Annotated in this window: 19 protein-coding genes; 4 read left to right on the top strand and 15 right to left on the bottom strand. The window is 64.5% G+C overall.

The features are described from left to right. Positions 1-23 precede the first annotated feature (23 nt). The 8 genes from J2W14_RS14820 to J2W14_RS14855 all read right to left on the bottom strand — a co-directional run bounded on the left by J2W14_RS14820 (position 24) and on the right by J2W14_RS14855 (position 10,127). Entirely contained in the window at positions 24-1,397 is a 1,374-nt protein-coding gene (locus J2W14_RS14820) for an MFS transporter (protein ID WP_307463880.1), read from the bottom strand. A gap of 39 nt (positions 1,398-1,436) precedes the next feature. Beyond that, positions 1,437-2,912, bottom strand: coding sequence for an NAD-dependent succinate-semialdehyde dehydrogenase (locus tag J2W14_RS14825; RefSeq protein WP_307463881.1), 1,476 nt, complete (start codon positions 2,910-2,912; stop codon positions 1,437-1,439). A gap of 19 nt (positions 2,913-2,931) precedes the next feature. Next, the gene (locus tag J2W14_RS14830) at positions 2,932-4,182 is read right to left on the bottom strand and encodes an iron-containing alcohol dehydrogenase (RefSeq protein ID WP_307463882.1); all 1,251 of its coding nucleotides are present in this window, start codon (positions 4,180-4,182) and stop codon (positions 2,932-2,934) included. 164 nt (positions 4,183-4,346) lie between these two features. Next, complete coding sequence (locus tag J2W14_RS14835; RefSeq protein WP_307463884.1) at positions 4,347-6,242, bottom strand: helix-turn-helix domain-containing protein; 1,896 nt, start codon at positions 6,240-6,242, stop codon at positions 4,347-4,349. A gap of 217 nt (positions 6,243-6,459) precedes the next feature. After that, a complete protein-coding gene (locus J2W14_RS14840) occupies positions 6,460-7,209 on the bottom strand; it encodes an ArsR/SmtB family transcription factor (protein WP_307463886.1) in 750 nt (249 codons plus the stop codon). Positions 7,210-7,242: 33 nt separating this feature from the next. Beyond that, complete coding sequence (locus J2W14_RS14845; protein ID WP_307463888.1) at positions 7,243-8,154, bottom strand: potassium channel family protein; 912 nt, start codon at positions 8,152-8,154, stop codon at positions 7,243-7,245. Between the two features lie 126 nt (positions 8,155-8,280). After that, positions 8,281-9,282, bottom strand: a complete 1,002-nt coding sequence (locus J2W14_RS14850; protein ID WP_307463890.1) for a bile acid:sodium symporter family protein — start codon at positions 9,280-9,282, stop codon at positions 8,281-8,283. Between the two features lie 491 nt (positions 9,283-9,773). Continuing rightward, positions 9,774-10,127 carry a hypothetical protein gene (locus tag J2W14_RS14855; protein ID WP_307463891.1) on the bottom strand — a complete coding sequence of 118 codons (354 nt, stop codon included), beginning with the start codon at positions 10,125-10,127 and terminating at the stop codon, positions 9,774-9,776. Positions 10,128-10,352: 225 nt separating this feature from the next. On the opposite strand from J2W14_RS14855, the gene J2W14_RS14860 reads away from it, so the two are divergent. Continuing rightward, positions 10,353-11,045 (top strand): LmeA family phospholipid-binding protein, encoded by a 693-nt coding sequence (locus J2W14_RS14860; RefSeq protein ID WP_307463893.1) that lies wholly within the window; start codon positions 10,353-10,355, stop codon positions 11,043-11,045. 90 nt (positions 11,046-11,135) lie between these two features. Here the strand turns inward: J2W14_RS14860 and J2W14_RS14865 are convergent, their stop codons facing one another. The 3 genes from J2W14_RS14865 to J2W14_RS14875 all read right to left on the bottom strand — a co-directional run bounded on the left by J2W14_RS14865 (position 11,136) and on the right by J2W14_RS14875 (position 14,695). Beyond that, the gene (locus tag J2W14_RS14865) at positions 11,136-12,716 is read right to left on the bottom strand and encodes a serine hydrolase domain-containing protein (protein ID WP_307463894.1); all 1,581 of its coding nucleotides are present in this window, start codon (positions 12,714-12,716) and stop codon (positions 11,136-11,138) included. A 595-nt stretch (positions 12,717-13,311) separates the two neighbouring features. Continuing rightward, on the bottom strand, positions 13,312-13,545 hold the full coding sequence (locus J2W14_RS14870) for a hypothetical protein (protein ID WP_307463895.1): 234 nt from the start codon (positions 13,543-13,545) through the stop codon (positions 13,312-13,314). A 526-nt stretch (positions 13,546-14,071) separates the two neighbouring features. Continuing rightward, entirely contained in the window at positions 14,072-14,695 is a 624-nt protein-coding gene (locus J2W14_RS14875; protein WP_307463896.1) for a DUF4190 domain-containing protein, read from the bottom strand. A 566-nt stretch (positions 14,696-15,261) separates the two neighbouring features. Here J2W14_RS14875 and J2W14_RS14880 point away from each other — a divergent pair. The 3 genes from J2W14_RS14880 to J2W14_RS14890 all read left to right on the top strand — a co-directional run bounded on the left by J2W14_RS14880 (position 15,262) and on the right by J2W14_RS14890 (position 17,315). Further along, positions 15,262-16,062 carry a hypothetical protein gene (locus J2W14_RS14880; RefSeq protein WP_307463898.1) on the top strand — a complete coding sequence of 267 codons (801 nt, stop codon included), beginning with the start codon at positions 15,262-15,264 and terminating at the stop codon, positions 16,060-16,062. Continuing rightward, on the top strand, positions 16,047-16,511 hold the full coding sequence (locus J2W14_RS14885; protein ID WP_307463900.1) for a hypothetical protein: 465 nt from the start codon (positions 16,047-16,049) through the stop codon (positions 16,509-16,511). The genes J2W14_RS14880 and J2W14_RS14885 overlap by 16 nt, the downstream gene beginning before the upstream one ends. Before the next feature lie 438 nt (positions 16,512-16,949). Continuing rightward, a complete protein-coding gene (locus J2W14_RS14890; protein ID WP_307463902.1) occupies positions 16,950-17,315 on the top strand; it encodes a hypothetical protein in 366 nt (121 codons plus the stop codon). Positions 17,316-17,370: 55 nt separating this feature from the next. Here J2W14_RS14890 and J2W14_RS14895 read toward each other — a convergent pair whose 3' ends face one another. From J2W14_RS14895 to J2W14_RS14910, 4 genes are all read right to left on the bottom strand, one after another. After that, entirely contained in the window at positions 17,371-17,664 is a 294-nt protein-coding gene (locus J2W14_RS14895; RefSeq protein ID WP_307463903.1) for a hypothetical protein, read from the bottom strand. 52 nt (positions 17,665-17,716) lie between these two features. Then, on the bottom strand, positions 17,717-18,109 hold the full coding sequence (locus tag J2W14_RS14900; protein WP_307463905.1) for an alpha-amylase family glycosyl hydrolase: 393 nt from the start codon (positions 18,107-18,109) through the stop codon (positions 17,717-17,719). Beyond that, the gene (locus J2W14_RS14905; RefSeq protein ID WP_307463907.1) at positions 18,079-18,348 is read right to left on the bottom strand and encodes a hypothetical protein; all 270 of its coding nucleotides are present in this window, start codon (positions 18,346-18,348) and stop codon (positions 18,079-18,081) included. The genes J2W14_RS14900 and J2W14_RS14905 overlap by 31 nt, the downstream gene beginning before the upstream one ends. A gap of 98 nt (positions 18,349-18,446) precedes the next feature. Next, positions 18,447-19,205, bottom strand: coding sequence for a FadR/GntR family transcriptional regulator (locus J2W14_RS14910; protein ID WP_307463909.1), 759 nt, complete (start codon positions 19,203-19,205; stop codon positions 18,447-18,449). Positions 19,206-19,228 lie beyond the last annotated feature (23 nt).

Here is a 19,228-nt window from a genome sequence, read left to right on the forward strand (position 1 = left end):
CGCCCGCCTTACTTCAGGGAGTATCAGTTAGCGCCGACGCGTTCCTCTGCGATCCGTGCGTTCTTCTCGTCCGACTCCTGGGCGGCGGTGATGCGCCGGTCCAATTTCTCGAGCGTCTCCGGAGCCAGCAGCGTCGCGACGACGGTGATGACGCCAATCACGCTGAAGTAGAGGATCACCCAACCGGGCTCGCCGTTTCCGGCGTTCAGGAGCGCCACCGCGACCAGCGGCGCAATGCCGCCGGCGAGAACCGAGCCGAACTGGTAGCCCATGGACGCGCCGCTGTACCGCAGCTTGGTGGAGAACAGCTCGGAGAAGAAGGCAGCCTGGGGGCCGTACATCGAGTTGTGGAAGACGGCGAGGCCGATGATGATGGCGAGCGTTGCCAGCAGCGCGCTGCCGGTGTCCGTCATGACGAAGTAGAGCGGGAAGAAGAGGAGCCCGCCAATAGAGCCGAACAGGTACAGCGGCTTGCGCCCGATCTTGTCCGAGAGGATGGCCCAGAGGGGCACCGCGAAGACTCCGATTGCTGAGGCGATCAGGACCGACAAGGTCCCCTGGTTGGCGCGCTCGGCTCCAAATGTCCGCATGATGTAGACCACCGAGAACGTGGTGTACAGGTAGAACGCGGAGTTCTCCGCCAGGCGCATGCCGACAACGAGCCAGATGCCCTTGGATTCCTTCTTCATGGCTTCGCCCAGCGGCTTCTTCGAGGTCTGCTTCGTCGCAACAAGTTCTTTGAAGTCGTCTGAGTCCTCGAGCTTGGCCCGAACGATCAGGCCGATGACGATCAGCACCACGCTGAGCAGGAACGGCACGCGCCACGCCCAGGCATCAAAGACCTCGGCGGGCACGGCGGACTTGACGATCAGAACGCTCGAGTTGGCGAGCAGCATGCCTGCCGGGACGCCCATCTGCGTGAAGCTTCCGAAAAATCCGCTGCGGCCGGGAGGAGCGTGTTCGATCGAGATGACGGCCGCGCCGGCCCACTCAGCTCCGGCGCCGAAGCCCTGCATCAGGCGCAACACCGTCAGCAGGATGGGAGCCCAGACTCCGATCTGGGCGTAGGTGGGAAGCAGCCCCATGGCCAGGGTGGCGAAGCCCATGATGAGCAGCGACAGCACCAGCATGGGTTTGCGGCCGATTTTGTCGCCGAAGTGGCCGGCGAACATGCCGCCGAAGGGGCGTGCGACGAAGCCGACGGCGTATGTGACGAAGGCAAGGAGGAGCCCCGTCGCCGGGTCCTGTTCGGGGAAGTACAGCCGGCTGAAGACGCCGGTCGCGGCCAGCAGGCCAAAGATGTAGTAGTCATACCACTCGATGGTGGTGCCCGCGAAGCTGGCGAGCGGTACGCGCCAGGCTGCTTTCGGCTTGGCTTTGGTATTGGAGATCGTCATTGGTCTTTTCTTTCGGATGGAATCGTAGGGAGCGGCTAGCTACCAGTCGAGTGCGATGTATTTGGTTTCGGTGAAGTCCAGCAGACCCTGATGGGCACCTTCGCGGCCGAGGCCGCTCTGCTTGACTCCGCCGAAGGGCGCTGCGGGGTCGGAAACGAGTCCTCGGTTGAGGGCCACCATGCCGCTTTCGATGCGTTCGGAGACCCTGAGTCCGCGGCGAAGGTCCTCTGTGAACACGTAGGCTGCGAGGCCGTACTCGGAGTCGTTGGCGGCGGCGATGACTTCCTCTTCGGTGTCGAAGGGGATGACCGAGGCCACGGGCCCGAAGATTTCCTCACTGACCATGCGGGCCTGGAGCGGCACGTTGGTGACGACAGTGGGCGGGTAGTAGTACCCGGCGCCGTCGATGGCCTTGCCGCCGGCGAGGAGCCTGGCTCCCTGGCTGACCGCGTCGCGGACCAGCGAGTCGACTTTGCGGACGCTGGCCTCATCCACGAGCGGACCGACCTCAGTGTCGGCGTCGGTGCCCGGACCCACGCGCATGGCGCCCATGCGTTCGGCCAGCCGGCGCGCGAATTCGTCGTGGATGCCGCGCTGGACGTAGATCCGGTTGGCGGCGGTGCAGGCCTGGCCGCCGTTGCGCATCTTGGCGATCATGGCGCCGTCGAGGGCCAGATCGAGGTCCGCGTCATCGAAGACCAGGAACGGAGCGTTGCCGCCCAGTTCCATCGAGCACTTGAGCACGTTGTCGGCCGCCTGGCGGAGCAGGTGGCGGCCGACGCTGGTGGAACCGGTGAAGGACAGCTTGCGGACCCGGGGGTCGGCGAGAATGGGCGTCATGACGTCGCTGGTCTTGCTCGTGGTGATGACGTTGACTACGCCTGCAGGGACGCCCGCGTCGATCATCAGCTGGGCGATCGCCAGGGTGGTCAGCGGCGTGAGCGTGGCGGGCTTCAGCACGGTGGTGCAGCCGGCGGCCAGGGCCGGTGCCAGCTTCCGGGTGGCCATGGCAGCCGGGAAGTTCCAGGGGGTGATCAGCACGCAGACGCCGATCGGCATGTGCTGGACCAAGATCCGGTTGGAGCCCGACGGCGAGACGGACACATCGCCGATGATCCGGACCGCTTCTTCGGCATACCAGCGGAAGAATTCCGCGGCGTACGCCACTTCACCGCGGGCGTCGGCAAGGGCCTTGCCGTTTTCGAGGGAGATGAGGTGGGCGATTTGCTCGCTGCGCTCGGTCATCAGTTCGAAGCAGCGCCGCAGGATTTCGGCGCGGCGGCGCGGCGGCGTCGCGGCCCACTCCGGGAGGGCTGCTGCCGCGGCGTCGACGGCGGCGAGGCCGTCCTCGACGTCGGCGTCGGCGATGCCGGTGATGGCGGAAGCGTCGGAGGGGTTGATTACCTCGACGGTGCCACCGCTGCTGGCGTCCTGCCAGTTCCCGGCGATCAGCAGCTGGCGGGGCACCGCCAGCCCGTCGACGTCGAGGGGTTCAGAGGTTGAAAGGAGAGTCATCAGTGGTCCTTATTGCTAATTAGCGGATGGTGCGGTCGCCGGCGTAGGCGGCGTGAACGATGGAGGTTACGGCGTCGAGATCAAGCGGCACGGGGTTGTTATCGATGAGCCGCTTGGAGTTCAGCGACAGCTTGGCGATCTGGTCGAGATCGCTTTCCTGCACGCCAAGGGCCTGCAGTGTCGGCGGCAGCTCGATGGCCACAATGACCTCGTCGATTGCCTCGACGCCTGCGACGGCGGCGGCACGCTCGTCGAGCCCGCGGATATCGCGCCCCAGGGCCTGGGCGATCTGCGCCAGCTGCGGCTGGATCGCCTGGAAGTTGTGGCGGACGACGTAGGGGAGCAGGAGGCCGACGCCCACCCCGTGCGGGGTGTGGGTAAGTGCGCCTACCGGGTACTGGATGGCGTGTGCCGCAGCGGTTCCGGCATTGCTCAGTACAACGCCGCCGTAGAGTGCCGCGAGCATCATCCCGGCACGGGCCTCGGTGTTTTCCGGGTCCTTGTAGGCGGTGACCAGGCTGCGGCCCACCAGCCCAATGCCGTTCAAGGCAATGGAGTCCGTGAGGATGTTCTTGCCGACGAAGACCCGTTCCGCGGCCAGGGTAGAGGTGGGTTCCCGCGTGATGGCGGTGAAGGACTCGACCAGGTGCACGAAGGTATCCGCGCCGGTGGCGGCCGTCAGGGACGGGGGGCAGGAGTAGGTAAGCTCGGGATCGCACACGGCAGCGAACGGGATGATGTGGGGGCTCGAGATGCCCATTTTCATGCCCAGCTCAGGATCGGAGACCACAGCGATGGCTGTCGCTTCGGACCCTGTGCCCGCCGTGGTGGGCAGTGCGATGACGGGCTTGGTGGGGCCGGGAACGGCGAATTCGCCGTAGTAGTCGCTCGGCTTGCCGCCGTGGGTGAGCAGCACGGAGACGACCTTCGCCATGTCCATGCAGCTGCCGCCGCCAAACCCGATGATGACGTCGATCTCCTGGCCCTTGAGCTCCTCGACGCACGCGATGATGCCCGGGGTCGGGAGCTCGGCCTGGGTGTCCCCGTAGACGCGTACGGACAGGTTCCGGTCCTCAAGGCTCCGGACCAGGGCCTGAAGTTCCTCTGAGACGGCCAGCCGCGGATCGGTGCAGACCAGGACGTTGGTCCCGAATTCGGCTGCGATATTGGCGACGGCGAAGCGCTGCTGGGCGCCGACGACGACGCTCCGCGGCAGGCGGAGGACGCCGAAAGTTGCGGGACGGATACCCGCTGCATGCGCACACGACATTGTGAATAACTCCTAGAGATGGGATGGGCGGCTCCCCAAAGGTGCCGCTGATCCCAGCATTCCAGAGCTACGTGACCCTCACCATGTGGCTCCGTGCCATATAAAGGCGCTGCGCATGTGTGCCCGTGCCATGCCCCTCGAGCTTTGGCAAGCAGGTCCGGCGCTCAGGAACCGGCGGAGCTGACGCCGGCTGTCTTCATCCGCCACAGGCGCAGGGCCACTTGGACGTCAAGGGAACGGCTTCCCCGGCGCCAGGAGGGACCGATCAGGGCGTCGATCCTGTCCAGCCGTTGCCGCAGGGTGTTGGGGTGGATGTGGAGGGAGTCGGCGGTTTCCTGGGCGGCGCCGCCGTTTTCGTGGAACGTCCACGCCGTGAGGACAAGCTGCGTTCCCCGCCGCTCGTCGTATCCCAGGAGTGGCCCCAGCTGTGCAGTGAGAAGCTGTCCGGCGAACGGGCTGTCCATCGCTCCGAGTAGCATTCCGGCGGTACCCAGGGCGGCCCGGTCCGCTGCCTCGCCGTGGCGCGAGAGGGCCTGCAGTGCACGGAGGACGGCGTGGGCTTCGGTGTGCGCGGCGGCCAGCCGGGCAAATCCGCTGACTTGTTCGGACGTCCCGACGGTGGCGGTGACGCGGCGCCGTTTCAGTTCGTCGATGATGGACTGGCCGGTCCGGCCGCCGCCGCCTGATTCGTTCGGGCGGTTGTCGTACCGTTCCACGGGTTCGATGATGCACAGGTGTGATTCGTGCAGGGCGATGATTCCCGGAGCGCCCTCGGACCGGTGCCGGAGTATGGAGAGTGCCCGCTGGCGCTGGTCGTCGGGGACCCCCACCACGCGCACCACGAGCTGGAGGTGGTTTGCGAGTCCGAACTGCCCGGCCCTGCGGGCAAGTGCTGCGGCGTTTTCGGCGCGAGGGCTGAGCAGGTCATCGATAAGTTCGAGCTGCAGCCGGTATTGGGCGTCCTGGAAGGTGCGTTCCAGCAGTAGGGACACACTGAGCACTAGTGCGCTGCGTTCCAGGACCGCGAGCCGGGCCGGGCTGAGTTCCTCGGCGACGATGAGGGAGGCGAGGTGCTGGTCGCCCGCGACGGCGGACATGACGGTGTACTTCCTGCCCTTGACTTGAAAGTGTACGGCCGCCCGCCTGGCCGCAGACTCCTCGGCGGCGCTCAGGGCCGGGAGGCTGCCGAAGTCTCCGTCCGAGGCCGGCCCCGCTAGCGGCTCGCCCATGGGAGAGACCAAAAAGACAGGAGTGTCCAGGGACTCTGCCAGAAGGTTGAGCAGATAGGGAAGGCTGCCGGTTGAGGCAAGGGTTTCCATGAGCCGCCGGTCCAAGTTGGACAGCTCCTCCAGGGCCCTTACGTGGGCCAGATTCTGCCGCTGCGCCTGGTCTAGCCGGGTGAGGGCACTGGCCATTTCACTGAAGTAGCGGGCGTTCTCCAGCGCCACGGCGGCGTGCGTACCAATAGATTCCATCAAGGCGACGTCGTCACTGCTGAACTGGTGCGCATGCCTGTCTGCGACCAGGAGCGCGCCGATCACTTTCCCTTCCGCGCGAAGGGGGACACCCATGATCGCCTTGACGCCCTCCGCTGCCACAGCAGTGTCGCTGGACTTCAGATGCGATTTGGTCTCGTCCATCAAGTAGTCGGGGCTCTGGGCTGGCGCCTCGCCGGTTGCGACGGCGCCGAGCACGCCTTCGCCGAGGGGCATGCGGATGTTGCGGAAGAGAGCGGTGGTTGCGCCGTCGGTCACTCGGACGTAGGACTCACCGCTGTCATAGTCGTTCAGGCTCAAGTAGGCGATGTCGCTGCCGATCAAGGACCGGGTGCGCCGGACGATGGCCTTGAGTACTGCCTCCACGTCGCGGATGCCGGTCAGGTCGGTGGCCGTATCGTAGAGTACGCGCAGCAGGCCCTCGCGGCGGCTGGCCTCCCCCAGCCGGGCGTTCAACCGGCGTGCCGCCGCCGCAGTGGACTGGTCAATGGCCCCGGCTTCCAGCCAAGCGGACAGCGTGCTTTCTAGATCGGCAGCGGAAACGCCATGGTCAAGCATGGCCATGAGTTGGCCGGCATCCTTGGTATCGCCAGGCGGAACTCCACCGCTACGAACGACAGAACTGTCATCGGCACCCATGAACCTAATGCTAGTAGGTGGGTCACGCTGCCAAGGTCGGGCGCCCCGCAGTACCGCAGCTGCCCCAGCCAGGTACCGCCGTCGTTCGGCCCGGGAATTTCACCACGACGGCGGCGTCCGGGGGTTCGTACGAGGGCCCGGCTCAGGTGTACATGAGGGAGCCGGGAGTGGTGAGGAGCTCGCCGGTTTCCAGCCAGGTCTTCAGTCCGGAGAGGATCATCGGCCAGCCGCCGTAGAGCTGTTCGTTGGCGCCTTCGCGGAGCTGGTCGTGGGTAACGGTCAGGCGGCAGGAATCGCCCACCGGTTCGATCTCCCAGGTGATCCGGGACGTGCCTTCGGCCTTGACGTCCTCGCCCCAGAGCGCGCGCATGCTCTGGACGAGCCGGCGGGGCGGGTCCACCTCGAGGTTCTCGCCCTCGCCCAGGGGTTCCCCGCCCCTGGGTGCCATCTCAAACCGGGATCCCGGCGTCCAGTCCGAGGAGATGACGGACCCGAACTGATACTTGCTGCGGATCTCGCCGTCCGTGATGGCCTCCCAGAGTCGCTCCGGGGTGGTCTTGATGTAGATTTCGAAGATCTTTTCCATGGGATTTTCCAATCTGGTTTTGAGGTCGCTGAGGCCAGCGGCCCATGGTTCGGCATATTTGCTCACCCAGCGGTCGTGGACCAGCCGGATGGGCACCGGATTCAGGAAGTGGAGTTTCTCGCGCCCCCGACGGCGGGTCACCACCAGGCCGGCTTCCTCCAGGACTTTGAGGTGCTTCATCACGCCGTAGCGGGTCATCTCGAAGCGGGCCTCAAGGGCGTGGAGGGTCTGCCCGTCGTGCCGGAAGAGCTCATCCAGGAGATCGCGGCGGGTGGCGTCGGCCAGAGCCTTAAATACGGCGTCCACATTTCCAGAATAGGTGACTGATTAGTCACATGTCTAGGGTCGGTTCGTGTCCGGATCCGTTGTCGGTTCCCCGCCCCGCCGGTGCCGGTGGTGCTGCTCGTAGCTGTCGAACACGTCGGAGGATGTGTCTCCGGAATGGCCGAATTTGCCGCGCAGGACTTCCGCGAGGGCGTCCAGCGCCGCGTGGAGCATCCGTCCGGCGAACTGGAGTTCAGGGCTCTCGCTGCGCTGGGCCTGCGATCCAAGGTCCTGGGCGTAGGCCACTGTGGCCGGCAGGGAGCCGCGCTGCTCGACTTCGCGGAAGTAATAGGTTTCATGGAACGCCAGCAGATCCACGCTCACCGCAGCCACGTTTCCGGCCATGGATTCCAGTAGTCCGGCAGCATGCCCGGGATCCAGCGCCAGGACACCCGCCGGACCTGCAGCCTCCCGGAACAGGTTCAGCTCGTGGGCGAGGGCCCGGCGGCGGTTCAGGGCCGGGAACGTCTGCAGGATCCAGGTGACCGTCGCCGTCAGCAACCCGAAGCCGGCGACGGCCTGGAGGGCCACAACCAGCCGGAGCAGCGGATCGGCCGGCACAATGTCGCCGAACCCCACAGTGGAAAGCGTGACCAGGGAGATGTAGAGCGCTTCGCCAAAGTCGCCCCGCTGTGGCACCCCGGATCCGTGGACAAAACCCTCCGGCAGGTGGGGCAGATAGAGCAGGGCCCAGCCGATGGCCGCCAGCGCTGCCCAGGCGCCAATGACGGCGGCCATGGCCAGTGGCGCTGCGATGAAGGAGCCACGGCCCCGCAGTTTTCTGGACACCAGCCAGAATCCGCGCATGATCGCCCGGCCCACCGGGCCGGTACCGTGCGGGTAAAGGAGTGTTCGAAAGACGTCAACGAGCATCAGCAGAACCAGCCCGGCCCCCAAAACGGTCCAGAGCGTGCCTTCGAAGTCCATTGCCTCATCCTATGGGCGGCACTGCTTCGAAATCGCACTGGACATTGGCGGACAGGCCGACGAACGCTGAACCACCGCGAGCATACCGGGCGGCCTTGCCGGGTTCGGCGGGGTGGTCTGCCGGGGTTAGTTGGCAGCCGCCGGAACAGACTCGCTGTCGCGTGATGCAGGAGTGCTGCTGCGGCGCCAATAAGCTGCGAGAACAGCACCGGAAACGTTATGCCAGACTGAGAAAATAGCGCCTGGCAGAGCCGCTTCGGGAGTCAGATACTGCCGTGCGAGCCCTGCGGCAAGGCCTGAATTCTGCATGCCGACCTCAATCGCAGTGGTTCGCCTGGAGGGAATCGGAAGCCGGAACAAACGGGCTGCAGCGTAGCCGAGGGCATACCCCAGGCCGTTATGCAGAATAACGGCCGCGAGAACCAGAAGTCCGGCTGCGAAAATGGCCTTTGCGCTTCCGGCAACCACCGCAACCACCACAGTGGTGATAGCGAGTACCGAAATCCAGGGAAGGGCAGGCAGCGCGCGGTTGACAAGTCGCGGCAGGAAGAATCGGAGTAAGAGACCCAGCAGCACTGGGAACAGCACGATCTGGACGATGGACCACGCCATCGAACCGGCGTCCACCGGCATGTACTGACCGGCCAGCCACAATGCCAGCACCGGGGTCAGCAGCGGAGCAAGCAGAGTTGAAACGGTCGTCATGGCGACGGACAAAGCGACGTCACCCTTAGCCAAGTAGGAAACGACGTTGGAAGCCGTTCCGCCAGGGCAGCAGCCCACCAGGATGACGCCCGCGGCCAGGGCAGGGGGCAGCCCCAGCGCCGCTGCGATCAACCAGCCCAGGAACGGCATGATGGCATATTGCGCAACAACTCCGATCACCACCGGGATAGGGCGTTTGGCAATGACGGCGAAGTCAGGGGGCGTGAGTGTTAGCCCCATCCCGAACATGATGAGTCCTAGGAGAGGGTTGATCCAGGGGGCGAGCCCTGTGAAGGCTGTTGGGGCGGCAAGCGCTACGGCTCCTCCGGCCAGGATAAGCACGGGAAAAAGAGTGACTGCGACACGGGCGCTGCGTTCTTCCGCGGCTGATGTCGTCTTTGAAGATTCGGATAAGGAAGACATACCTACCGGATTAGCACAGTGAGGGTTGGGTTTCAGAATCAGCGTGTACTGATGACGTAGGCGGGCAATGATCGTCGTCAATATTACGTAAGAGAAGCAGCAATTCTTTCGGACGTTCGATATGCGTTGTTGTAAATACTAATGGCCGACAAACAGCGGCGGGAGCGGGTGGGGCAGCACTCCCGCAATGCTCGCCGGAAATAGAGCCCCTTTGGATGAAGGTGGCTCCGGGAGAGGCGCATATCCGGAAGGCCGACGGGACATCAGCGACGGTGAAACTGGACGCCTCGTTCAACCTCACGGGCACAGAAACGGGCAAGAAGCGCTGAGGGCCGCCCACCTGGCGTCCTGGTGGCCAGCATTTCACCACGACGGCGGCCGCCGTGTCCGAGGCTCGCCCCACCTCATGGGCGTCGCCCCTTGGTGCAGTGACAAAGAGCGGAACCCCGCAGTGCCGGGCACTGCGAGGTTCCGCTCTGGCTGGATCCGGGTTACTCGGAACCGGGTTTCTGTTCCCGGTCCCGGAGGTTCTTCTTGATCTCGTCGAACTTTTCCTTGATGACCCGTTCCGCCTCCGAGAGGGTTTTGCTGGCGGTGCTCAGGGGATCCATCTGGAGATAGACGTTCTGGCCGACGGGCAGGTCGTACTCGTCCTTCAGATGGGTGCCGCCGCCCACTCCCTGAAGAGACAGGTACACCATGGCGTCGGTCCGGGCAACGCCGGAGATTGTTCCGAAGACAACTGTGAAGTCATTGGATTCAAAGCTCACAGTCTGACCGATATGGCTGCGGTCCAGGTCGCCGGCTGCTACCGGCTTCTCGGACGGGCTTCCGCTGTAGCTCATGAACTTCTCCTAATAAGTCGAGGGACACGTACCCCAGCAGTCTAGCCACGGGGCCCGTGAAGGTCCCGCGGTTCCGCTTCCGGCGAGCAGGCCGCGGGACAGGCCACAGCCGAGGTGAACGTGTGCGGGTCGCGGCGGCGAATTAGAACCGGAGGCTCGTGGGGACTTCGGGCGTGACCGGCTTAGGGGTTTTGCACCCCGGGGACGAGCCATCAGACTGTCCTGATGAAGTGGACGCGCGTGAAGGACTGGCTGATCGGTGCTGCGGGGATGGTCCTGCTCCTGGCGGTGATGGCAGTGATCCTCTGGTGGGCTGCGAGCGCCCCGGCAGCCGGGGGCGAGGCAGGGCCTGTGCCGTCGCCACCGGTGGGCGTCGACCGACCGCCGTCCGCTCAGCCTCCCGCCGGCCTGCGCGGCGACGAAGTGTGGCTCGCCGATGTTGCGCTGGACGCTGGGACAGTGGTGGCCGCGGGTTCGATACTCCGCGACGTCCGGACCGTCGGGCAGGACGTGGTCGCTGGCCCGGACGGTCTGGTCGCTGCACAGCTCGCCGTCGATGCGACCGTGCCGTTCGAGGTAATCGCCAACAAGCTAGGTGACGGGACAGTCGTCCGCTCCGCCGGCGGCGGCCAGGTCATGGTGGTTCGCACCGTCAATGCCCTGGGACGCGACCTGCCAGTCACCGCCACCGGCACAGTCGAGGTTGAGGCCGGCAAGCTCATTGTCGAACCACGCTCGATCGACATAGGTGGACCGGACTTCCTCTCCGACGCCATCGCCACGGTCGTGCGCGGGCTCGTGACCATCGAGCACGACATCGAGGGCTTGCCCGAGGGCCTCGTGCTGCAGGACGTCGCCGTTCAGGACGACGGCTTCCGCGCCAACCTCCGGGGCGAGGACATCAAGCTCGTCCCGTGACTTCATGAGTCGCCAGGAATGAAGTTCGACGGCGGCACTCTGGTTGGGTGCCGCCGTTGCCTGTGCCGCGGCCCGGGAATTTCGGTCCCCTCAGAGTGCTGACGGCCGGGCACGCATCGTCAGCAGCAGCCACACTGTTCGCGGGACCGGCCACAGGATAGCCAGTGCAAGGACCGGCACCAGGAAGACGCCGACGTCGGGGAACTGACGGATGATGACGAAGAGGTGGGTGTCGAACCGGGCGGGCGCGTAGCTGAGGCACAGCCACAGCGCAAAGACGTCTAGGGCGAGGGCCACGGTGGCCAGGGCCAGGGGAACCCACGGCTTCCGGGCAGGGGCATGGTTCCTCGGAACCAGGAACCGGAGCACCAGCCACAGGCTCAGCAGCTCCGCCAGCAGCAGACCGAACGCCACCGCCCAGCTGAAGCGCTGCAGCCAGTCCTCATGCACCACCGCGGGCACCGGTGCGTGGCCGTGGAGAATCCGCAGGAGGTTGGTGTCGATCGCCTTCAGCCGTGACGGGGCAGCCGTGTCATTGCCGTTGATGACCAGCGTGACGCCAAATCGGGCGGACGGAACCATGGCCACGTAAGTGTGGCTGTTTCCCCATTCCCCCTGATGCTCCAGGAGCAGAGGCAGCGTCTCCGCAGGGACGGGACGTGCTGCGGGATCGGCGGACTCCACCAGCGGCCGGGCGAACCAGCCCATGGCGTAGCGCTGGGATTCGCTCACCTGCACCCGTGGCTCGAACATCGCCTCGATGCTATCGGGCTGGAGGATCCGTGCGCCGCCGTACCGGCCGCCGTCGAGCAGGGCCATCAGTTCGTGGCTCAGATCCTCGGCCGAGGAGTACAGCGTGGAGGACGGCATCCCGGTGGTGGGAGCGGGGACGTCGGTCTGGCGCCACCACGCGCCGAACCACCGCGAATAGCCTGCCGCGGCGTTGTCTGCGCGGGCATCAGCCCGGGTCGGATGGCTCTGGGCCATCTCGAGGGGGCCGAAGACGTGCTGTTCCAGGTAGTCGCCGAACGGCTGGCCGGAGACCGTCTGCACCAGGAGACCCAGGATGTTGAAGTTGGCGCTGGCATACCGGAAGGCTTCGCCCGGTTCGCCGGCCAGCGGGGAGTCTGCCAGCGCCCGCACGCCGTCGTCGAGGGCTTCCGGACCCTGCGCGTCGGAGGCTTCGAAGGCTGTGTCCTTCGAGGCCATGCCGCTGGCCTGGTGGAGGAGGTGGCGGACGGTGATGGCTGAGGAGCGGCTGTCGTCCAGCGTGAACCAGGGCAGGTAGGTCTGCACCGGCTCATCCAGCCGCAGCCGGCCGGCCTCCACCTGCTGCATCACGGCGATGGCGGTGAGGGTCTTGCTGGTGGAGGCCAGCAGCACGGGCGTCTGCGCGGTCAACGGCCGTCCGGAGTCATCGGCGCGGCCAAATGCTGCGGCGTGCACCCGGACCCCGTCCTTCACGACGGCGACAGCGGCGCCCGGAATTCCGAGGACCTGGATCTGCTCCTGAAGGAAGGAGTCCAACTCCGCGTAAGCCTTCTCGGGATTCGCGGGTCCGGTGGCCGGCGCAGCGGAAGGGGCAGGTGCCGGCGGTGTGGTGCCGCCGACGATGCCCGCGGCCAGGAAGCACAACAGGATCCAGCGCGATGACCTGGATAAAATCCGCATGCCCGCACCTGCACTTCGGCTGACCCTCCCCTTACGGTAGAACCGGGCCAAGGCGAAAACAATGGCGCTCGGCGCCAGAGGTGGCCCTACCGATCCACCATCCAGTGCGTGCCGCCGTCGTCCGAAAGACTGGGACGTGGCCAGCGCCGCCACGATGCGGTCGACCTTCCCGGATATCAAGGTCTAGGAGATCGCGCCCTCATTAGTGCCGGAAACCTAGATGCATGGCGTGATCCTGCCGGCCACCATGGTGATGAGCCGGCCGGCATCCCGGCAACGGACGAGAGCGTGGAGTTCGGCTGCACCGACATCATCCGCGTCGAGGACTGCCGGGTGGCCGAGCCCGGCGGCACCACGGACAACATGAGCCCCGTACAGCAGATCGGCGCCATGGCCGTTGCCTGAATCAAACCGATGCGCGACGGCGGCCGGCAAGACCGCGGGGAACAGAAAGAAGCTGTCCACGTTCTCCTTGGGAACCCGGACAGATTTCCTCGGTGAGCATGCTTAGTCCCGAAGCACCTATGCCACTTTGTTCGGTTGGAAGCCGCCGAACCCGGCCGGTGACTCGTCGCTGAAGGGAAATTTCAGATTCCTAGGAGCACCTGGTCAGAAGCTCCACTCCTGAGGCCTTGAATTCGTTGATGTCGCTGGAGAATAGGGCTGCCAACAGCACCTTCATCTCGGGATTGGCGCTCTTGGCGATGTTCTTTACGGCGTCCCTCGCCTCGGCGGTTTTTGTGACTGCGGCCTGGTCAGCGGCGTCAAAGCCAGCAACGCCGTTAACGTACTGGATGAGGGGGCCGTCCTCCTTCGAACCGATCAGCAAGGTGCAGGTGGCGGCTTCCGAGACCGTTAGCGTGGTGGGAGTGGGAGTGGGAGTGGGAGTGGGAGTGGGAGTGGGAGTGGAGCTGGCTGTGGGTGGCGCAGAAGCCGTCGTCGAAGCTGCCGATTCCGGCCCGGTCGCCTGACCGCACCCAACCAATGCAACCGTTGCCGTCAAAACTAAAGCGATTAGGGCTTTTCTCATTTATTCCATTTTCTAAGTTGTCGTGTGAAGTCCGTCAAGCAGAGACTGCCGGGTCGTTACGCGTAAACCGGGATCAACTGAATTCGAGTCGCAGCCGCGGACTATGACGTCGGCAAACGCAGGCGGCTGGTCCACGGGAGCGATCACGGCCGCCGTGATCGTCAGAATCTGGCTTGAGGCACTTTAGTCCGCCGGATCGGTCGGGACTCATGGTGTTGGACGTATCCTCCGTCGAGGCGCGACCCTACCCGGACGGAATAGCCGGAGATGAAAATGGCTGGTACGGAACGACAGCGTGTCCTCCCGTACCAGCCAAAGGCTGAACCTACTTCGTCCAGGTGCTTCCTGAGCAAGAAGCGTTGGCGCCTGCACCGTTTCCGATGTTCTTTCCTGCGCTCTTGCCGTCGACAATAATTTCGCAGCTGACAGCGGCCGTGGCTTCGCTGAAGTCGCCAATCACGGACAGGCTTGTGATGTTAAGGTCTTTGGACGTGATGGACTTCTTCCAGTCAGCCGTAACCTTCTCGGTCGAGCTGCCAGAGCCAGTCCAGTAAGAGACCGTGGCAGGACCTGACGTGGTGATGACGTATTCCACGGTGTGCTCGGCATTGATGCTCTCATCTACGGCCTTAGCGGCGGCGCCGATGGCGGCCGTCATCATTCCGGCGACGATGAGGCTGACGATGCCGAGAATGGCTCCGGCAATTGCCATTCCCCTCTTACGGTTCTTGAGCAAGAAAGCGATGATGCCAAGGATGATGGCGACCGGGCCCAGGAAGAAGGCGACCATGCCGACCAGCGGGATGATGCTGAATACGGCTGCGACGATACCTACGACGAGGGCCGCGACGCCGAGGCCGTTCTTGCGCTTTCCGTCGACGAGCTGCACGTTCTGAACCCGCGGTTCGGGAGCGGCCGCAGGTGCGGTTTCATTTTTGATTTCGGACATTATTTTCCCCTATTTACTTCTAGTTCAGTTGAGATCCGACCGGCTAATTGGTGCGGGATGCACGCAACAACTATCCGATCGCCGCATTCCAAGCGACGGTCATTGGGCGAAGCCCCTGAGGCACCTGAATCGCGAAACGCGCGTTTGAAATGTGCGTTCAGCCGGTGTGGCTCGTGATCCAAGCTGAAGCATATATGACGATGCAGACAAAAACTCGAAAGTCCGAAGCTGTTCATCTCTGGTCATCGCGAGAGAGTCATTGGCGAGCTTAGGAATCGCCAAAGTACCCTCGCCGGAATGCTCAATAGGGTCCTGAGAACTGAAAATTTGTGACCAAACTGATGCGTAAGCCCAACGGGGAGTGTGACGGGTTGCGGCGAAACAAATGCTCACAACGAACGACCAAGTCAACAAGTGCACGAGCGCCGCCGACATACTCGGGCATGTTGACGTAATTAGTCGATTTTGGCTGTAAGTTCAATCGTCCGCCAACGTTCATGCGGCAGGGTGAGTTGACCCTATGGGCCGGACAAAATTTCTAGCAAAAACAAATGGGGAACTGCGTCATGACTGAAAACAACACCGAACCGAGCATTCCAAGCAAGCCGGTCCAGCCGCCCACCTTCAGCCAAACGGAAGGCCCGGACACTCTGCTCCCTGACCAGTCGGGCCTGAAAATGAGCATCTGGTCAAAACTTCATAAGAAGCGATTCGGCAAGGATACTACCGATGCGTCGGAGCCAGCGGAGGCTGCGCCGGCCCCCGGAGCCGCCCCGGGAAAAGCCGGCCCACCCCGCCGAAAGCTCGCCTGGTACTGGGTGGCAGGCGCAGCGGCGGTGCTTCTCGTCGGTGGCATCGTGCTGGGCACGACTCTTCCTGACCCGAAGAAGAGCACGGCATATATTGAACTCGTGTCTGAGAAAGACGGTGTGAGCGGACAACTGAGTTCGCTCCAGGGGCGCTTCGACAGCCTCGCAGCCGGAATCAAGGGCCGCGAAGCCGCAGTGACGACCCGGGAAGCTGCCGTGGATAAGGAAGCCGAAGAGGTCAAGACGGCGGATGCCGCCGTCAAGACTGCTGAAGCAGCCGTGAAGACGCGCGAGGAAGCCGTCACCGGAGCGGAAAAGGCAAAAGCTGCCAATACCATCAAGGAAGGTACCTGGACGGTCGGTGTTGACGTTGAACCTGGAACCTATCGCGCCAACTCGGATGTAACTTCAAGCTGCTATTGGGGGATCTACCGGACCGGTTCCAACGGCGCTGACATTATCGACAACGACATCGTAAGCGGCGGGCGTCCTTCCGTGACGCTCTCAGCCGGCCAAGACTTCAAGACCTCCCGGTGCGGGACTTGGTCGAAGCAATGACGACGCATAGGTCGGCAGCGCTACTCATCGCTAGTCTTGTGGGTCTTGTCTCGCTCACAGGATGCGCGGGCGGCGACGGATTTGGCGCATCAGCCTCTGATTCATCACCTGCCCCTGCGAAAACAGTCCCTCCGAATGGTGAACACTACAGTTCTGTCGAGTCGCTGAAGTCGGCGTTTGAAGAGGCAGGCGGCGACTGCTCAAATTTCGAGCAGACCAACAAGGTGACCCATGCCGCGGAGTCTGGAGATTGTGGGACAGGGACCGTTCTCTCAATCTATTCCTCGGTGTCAGAAAAAGATGCGGTGGTCAACGGGATGAAGCAATTCGCGGATGTCATTGGCATGAACGTTCTCGTTGGTGAGAACTGGGTTGTCAACGACAAGAGAGTGGCCCAGTATCAACCGAAGATGGGGGGAACGCTGGTCACCCGAACGGCGACCAAATAGCCTCGACGTTGGCGGCCCGGCGGCTTAGCGCGGCCTCCGGCTGATTACCCAGTTCGGACGAGAAAGGGCTTTCCACGGACCCCCGTGGAAAGGTGGACAGCCCTATTGTTTGCGGAGTTTGCTTGCAGAGCCTGCGGCGGAGTCCAAGTCCCGCGGCACTTACGCGGCGCTGTTCGGCTGCGGACGCTCATAGATTGGAGATCCACGGCCGTGGAACAGCGTTGGCTAGGCGTTGTCAAAGGCCCCTGGGATGGGCTTGCGCGGTGGCATGATAGTGGTCCTGAGTTCCCCTAGTCGTCACCCTCTCACCTGCGTAGAATCCACATCGTCCCCTACCGGATCCACCCTCGCTGGGCGTTGCTGGGACGCGATGGCAGGACGACAAAAGGCGGTCAACGAAAGCACCCATGAGCCTGATCGCAGAATCAGGAGCACGTGATGAAAACAGTTCGAAACGTCGCAGCGGGCGCAGCATTAATCGCCGCTCTCGCCGGCGGCGGCATGTATCTCGCCATGGCCGCTCCGGACGGCGCAGCGTCGTCCACAACGCTGTCTGCTTCCCAGAACAAGGGTGGACACCAAGCCAACGGCACCACCGAACAGTTGCTGACAGTCGACACCGCCGCCCGCGTGGAAGCGGCAGTAAAGGCCGCCAACCCTGGGGCGACCATAGTCCGCGTCGAAACCGACGCGGAGGGGGCTGCCTACGAGGCACATATCCGGAAAGCCGACGGGACATCAGCGACGGTAAAGCTGGACGCCTCGTTCAACAACACGGGCACCGAAACGGGCAAGCGACGCTAAGGGGCCGCCCAGGTTCCGCGAAGGAATGTGGACGGCCCGAAGAAGCAGGCACGAGTCAGCCCCGCAAGACCCAAGCGGCGTTGTTCGGCTGCAGCCAGCCGTCCTCCGCCAACGGGACGGCGCTGAGCAGAACGGTGCCGGCATGGAGTTTCACCGGCTCGGTGCCCATCGCGACGGCGACAAAGAAGTCGTCACTGCGTTCGCAGGTCAGCAGGCTCCCGGCTTCCACCCGCCAGGTGCCGCCGTCGTTTGGGCAGAAGACCTCGTTCTTCCAGAGCAGCCAGCGCATGTCCACCGCCTTGGTGACCAGAGCCAGCGACGACTCAGGGTCCTGCTGCTGGAGGTCCATCGCGTGGGTTCCCCAGTCTGCGGGCTGCGGGAGTCAGGGTTCCGCGGCCGGTTCAGTCAGCGAGAAGCCGTGGTTCAGCGCCGCGTCCGCGGTCCAGGGCAACGGGACGCGGGCGCGGTCGCGGCAGACGCCGCCGGGCCCACATCGGATCCACCCGGGACCCAAGGGGGACGTCGACCTCGGGCGGGCCCAGCTCCTGGCCCTGGTAGAGGTATGCCGGGCCGGGCAGCCCCAGCAGAGCCACCAGCGCGGCGCGGGCGCGCAGGGCCCCGATCTCGCCGCCGCCGAAGCGGGTGATGGGGCGGACGATGTCGTGGTTTTCCAGCGCCCAGGTGGGGGTGGCGCCGTGGACCTGGCGGGCGGCTTCGAGCTCGTTCCCAGCGGCGGCACAGGCCTCCGGGCCCCAGCCGAGTTTCACGAACGCGAACGCAAAGGCCTGCTGCATCTCATCGGCACGGGTATAGCGGCGCGGGCCGGTTCCAGGTTGACCTCGCCCACCAGCAGGCGGTGCCGCTCATACTTCTCGGCCAGGGTGCGCCAACGGTAGACCTCGTGGACTTCCTCCTGGTCCGAGACTTGCGGGTTGGACCGCAGCCCTTCCACCACGCCGCCGGCGGGGGGCGAGTTCGGCAGGCCCTCGGCCTTGAACAGGGTATGTGCGACTTCGATCCGGAGGCCGTCCACGCCCCAAGTTCCGGTTCAGGAATGTGGACGGGCCTGAACAGACAAGATCCAGTCGCGCAGCACCCCGGGGCCGCGTGTTCGGCTGGAGCCAGCCGTCCTCAGAGAGCGATGCCGCCGCTGTCCGTCAGGCCCATGAACATCGTGCGGTGCAGGATGTCCACATGCTTGCGCGAGACCTCCACGGCTTTCTGGACATCGCCGGTACGCAGGGCTGCCACCAGTGCGACGTGGTCGCTGTTGGACTTGTGCAGCAGTTCGATGGGGTAGGGGATGAAGTAGGCATAGAGCTCTGCGAGGGTCTCGTGGTAGGCCTCGACGGCGGTACCCAGTCCGGACGCTGCGCCCACGAGCTGGTGGAACTGCTCGTCTGCCTGGTGGTAGCCGGACCAGTCCGCGGATGCGGCCATGCTTTGCGTCAACCGGTCGAGTTCATCCAGTTGCTCTGCTGTCGCATTGATGGCCGCGTAGTGTGTGACGGCGCATTCAAACAGCAGCCTCCGGTCCACCAGCCGACTCACCGCGTGGGACTCGGCCGGTGATGCCGTGAGTTCGGCCAGTACGTTCCGCGGGGGTTCGTCGGCCACGAACGTTCCGCCAGCCCGGCCGCGGCGGCGGACCACTACGCCTTGGTCAGCCAGACTCGCCAGCGCCCGGCGGGCGGTAATCGGGCTCACCGACAGGCCCAGCGCCACGTCCTCCTGATCGGGCAGGCGCTCGCCGGGTTTCAGCAGCCCGAGCGAAATTGCCATGCCGATCCGCAGCCGGACGGCGTCGATGGCGCTGCGGCGGTCGATGCCGGCCAGCCTGCCTGCGCCAATGGGTGAAGCCTCGGCGGTGTCCTCCAGCTGACGGGTCATACCAGCTACTTTACGGCCCATCA

Source organism: Pseudarthrobacter oxydans (genome assembly GCF_030812335.1).
In the GTDB taxonomy this organism is placed as follows: Bacteria; Actinomycetota; Actinomycetes; order Actinomycetales; family Micrococcaceae; genus Arthrobacter; species Arthrobacter oxydans_B.

What these genes read in the sequence shown, in the direction of transcription:
- J2W14_RS14820 (WP_307463880.1), bottom strand. Translation starts at nt 1,397, where the DNA reads ATGACGATCTCCAATACCAAAGCCAAGCCGAAAGCAGCCTGGCGCGTA.
- J2W14_RS14825 (WP_307463881.1), bottom strand. Translation starts at nt 2,912, where the DNA reads ATGACTCTCCTTTCAACCTCTGAACCCCTCGACGTCGACGGGCTGGCG.
- J2W14_RS14830 (WP_307463882.1), bottom strand. Translation starts at nt 4,182, where the DNA reads ATGTCGTGTGCGCATGCAGCGGGTATCCGTCCCGCAACTTTCGGCGTC.
- J2W14_RS14835 (WP_307463884.1), bottom strand. Translation starts at nt 6,242, where the DNA reads ATGGCCATGCTTGACCATGGCGTTTCCGCTGCCGATCTAGAAAGCACG.
- J2W14_RS14845 (WP_307463888.1), bottom strand. Translation starts at nt 8,154, where the DNA reads ATGGACTTCGAAGGCACGCTCTGGACCGTTTTGGGGGCCGGGCTGGTT.
- J2W14_RS14850 (WP_307463890.1), bottom strand. Translation starts at nt 9,282, where the DNA reads ATGTCTTCCTTATCCGAATCTTCAAAGACGACATCAGCCGCGGAAGAA.
- J2W14_RS14855 (WP_307463891.1), bottom strand. Translation starts at nt 10,127, where the DNA reads ATGAGCTACAGCGGAAGCCCGTCCGAGAAGCCGGTAGCAGCCGGCGAC.
- J2W14_RS14860 (WP_307463893.1), top strand. Translation starts at nt 10,353, where the DNA reads ATGAAGTGGACGCGCGTGAAGGACTGGCTGATCGGTGCTGCGGGGATG.
- J2W14_RS14865 (WP_307463894.1), bottom strand. Translation starts at nt 12,716, where the DNA reads ATGCGGATTTTATCCAGGTCATCGCGCTGGATCCTGTTGTGCTTCCTG.
- J2W14_RS14875 (WP_307463896.1), bottom strand. Translation starts at nt 14,695, where the DNA reads ATGTCCGAAATCAAAAATGAAACCGCACCTGCGGCCGCTCCCGAACCG.
- J2W14_RS14880 (WP_307463898.1), top strand. Translation starts at nt 15,262, where the DNA reads ATGACTGAAAACAACACCGAACCGAGCATTCCAAGCAAGCCGGTCCAG.
- J2W14_RS14890 (WP_307463902.1), top strand. Translation starts at nt 16,950, where the DNA reads ATGAAAACAGTTCGAAACGTCGCAGCGGGCGCAGCATTAATCGCCGCT.
- J2W14_RS14895 (WP_307463903.1), bottom strand. Translation starts at nt 17,664, where the DNA reads ATGGACCTCCAGCAGCAGGACCCTGAGTCGTCGCTGGCTCTGGTCACC.
- J2W14_RS14900 (WP_307463905.1), bottom strand. Translation starts at nt 18,109, where the DNA reads ATGCAGCAGGCCTTTGCGTTCGCGTTCGTGAAACTCGGCTGGGGCCCG.
- J2W14_RS14910 (WP_307463909.1), bottom strand. Translation starts at nt 19,205, where the DNA reads ATGACCCGTCAGCTGGAGGACACCGCCGAGGCTTCACCCATTGGCGCA.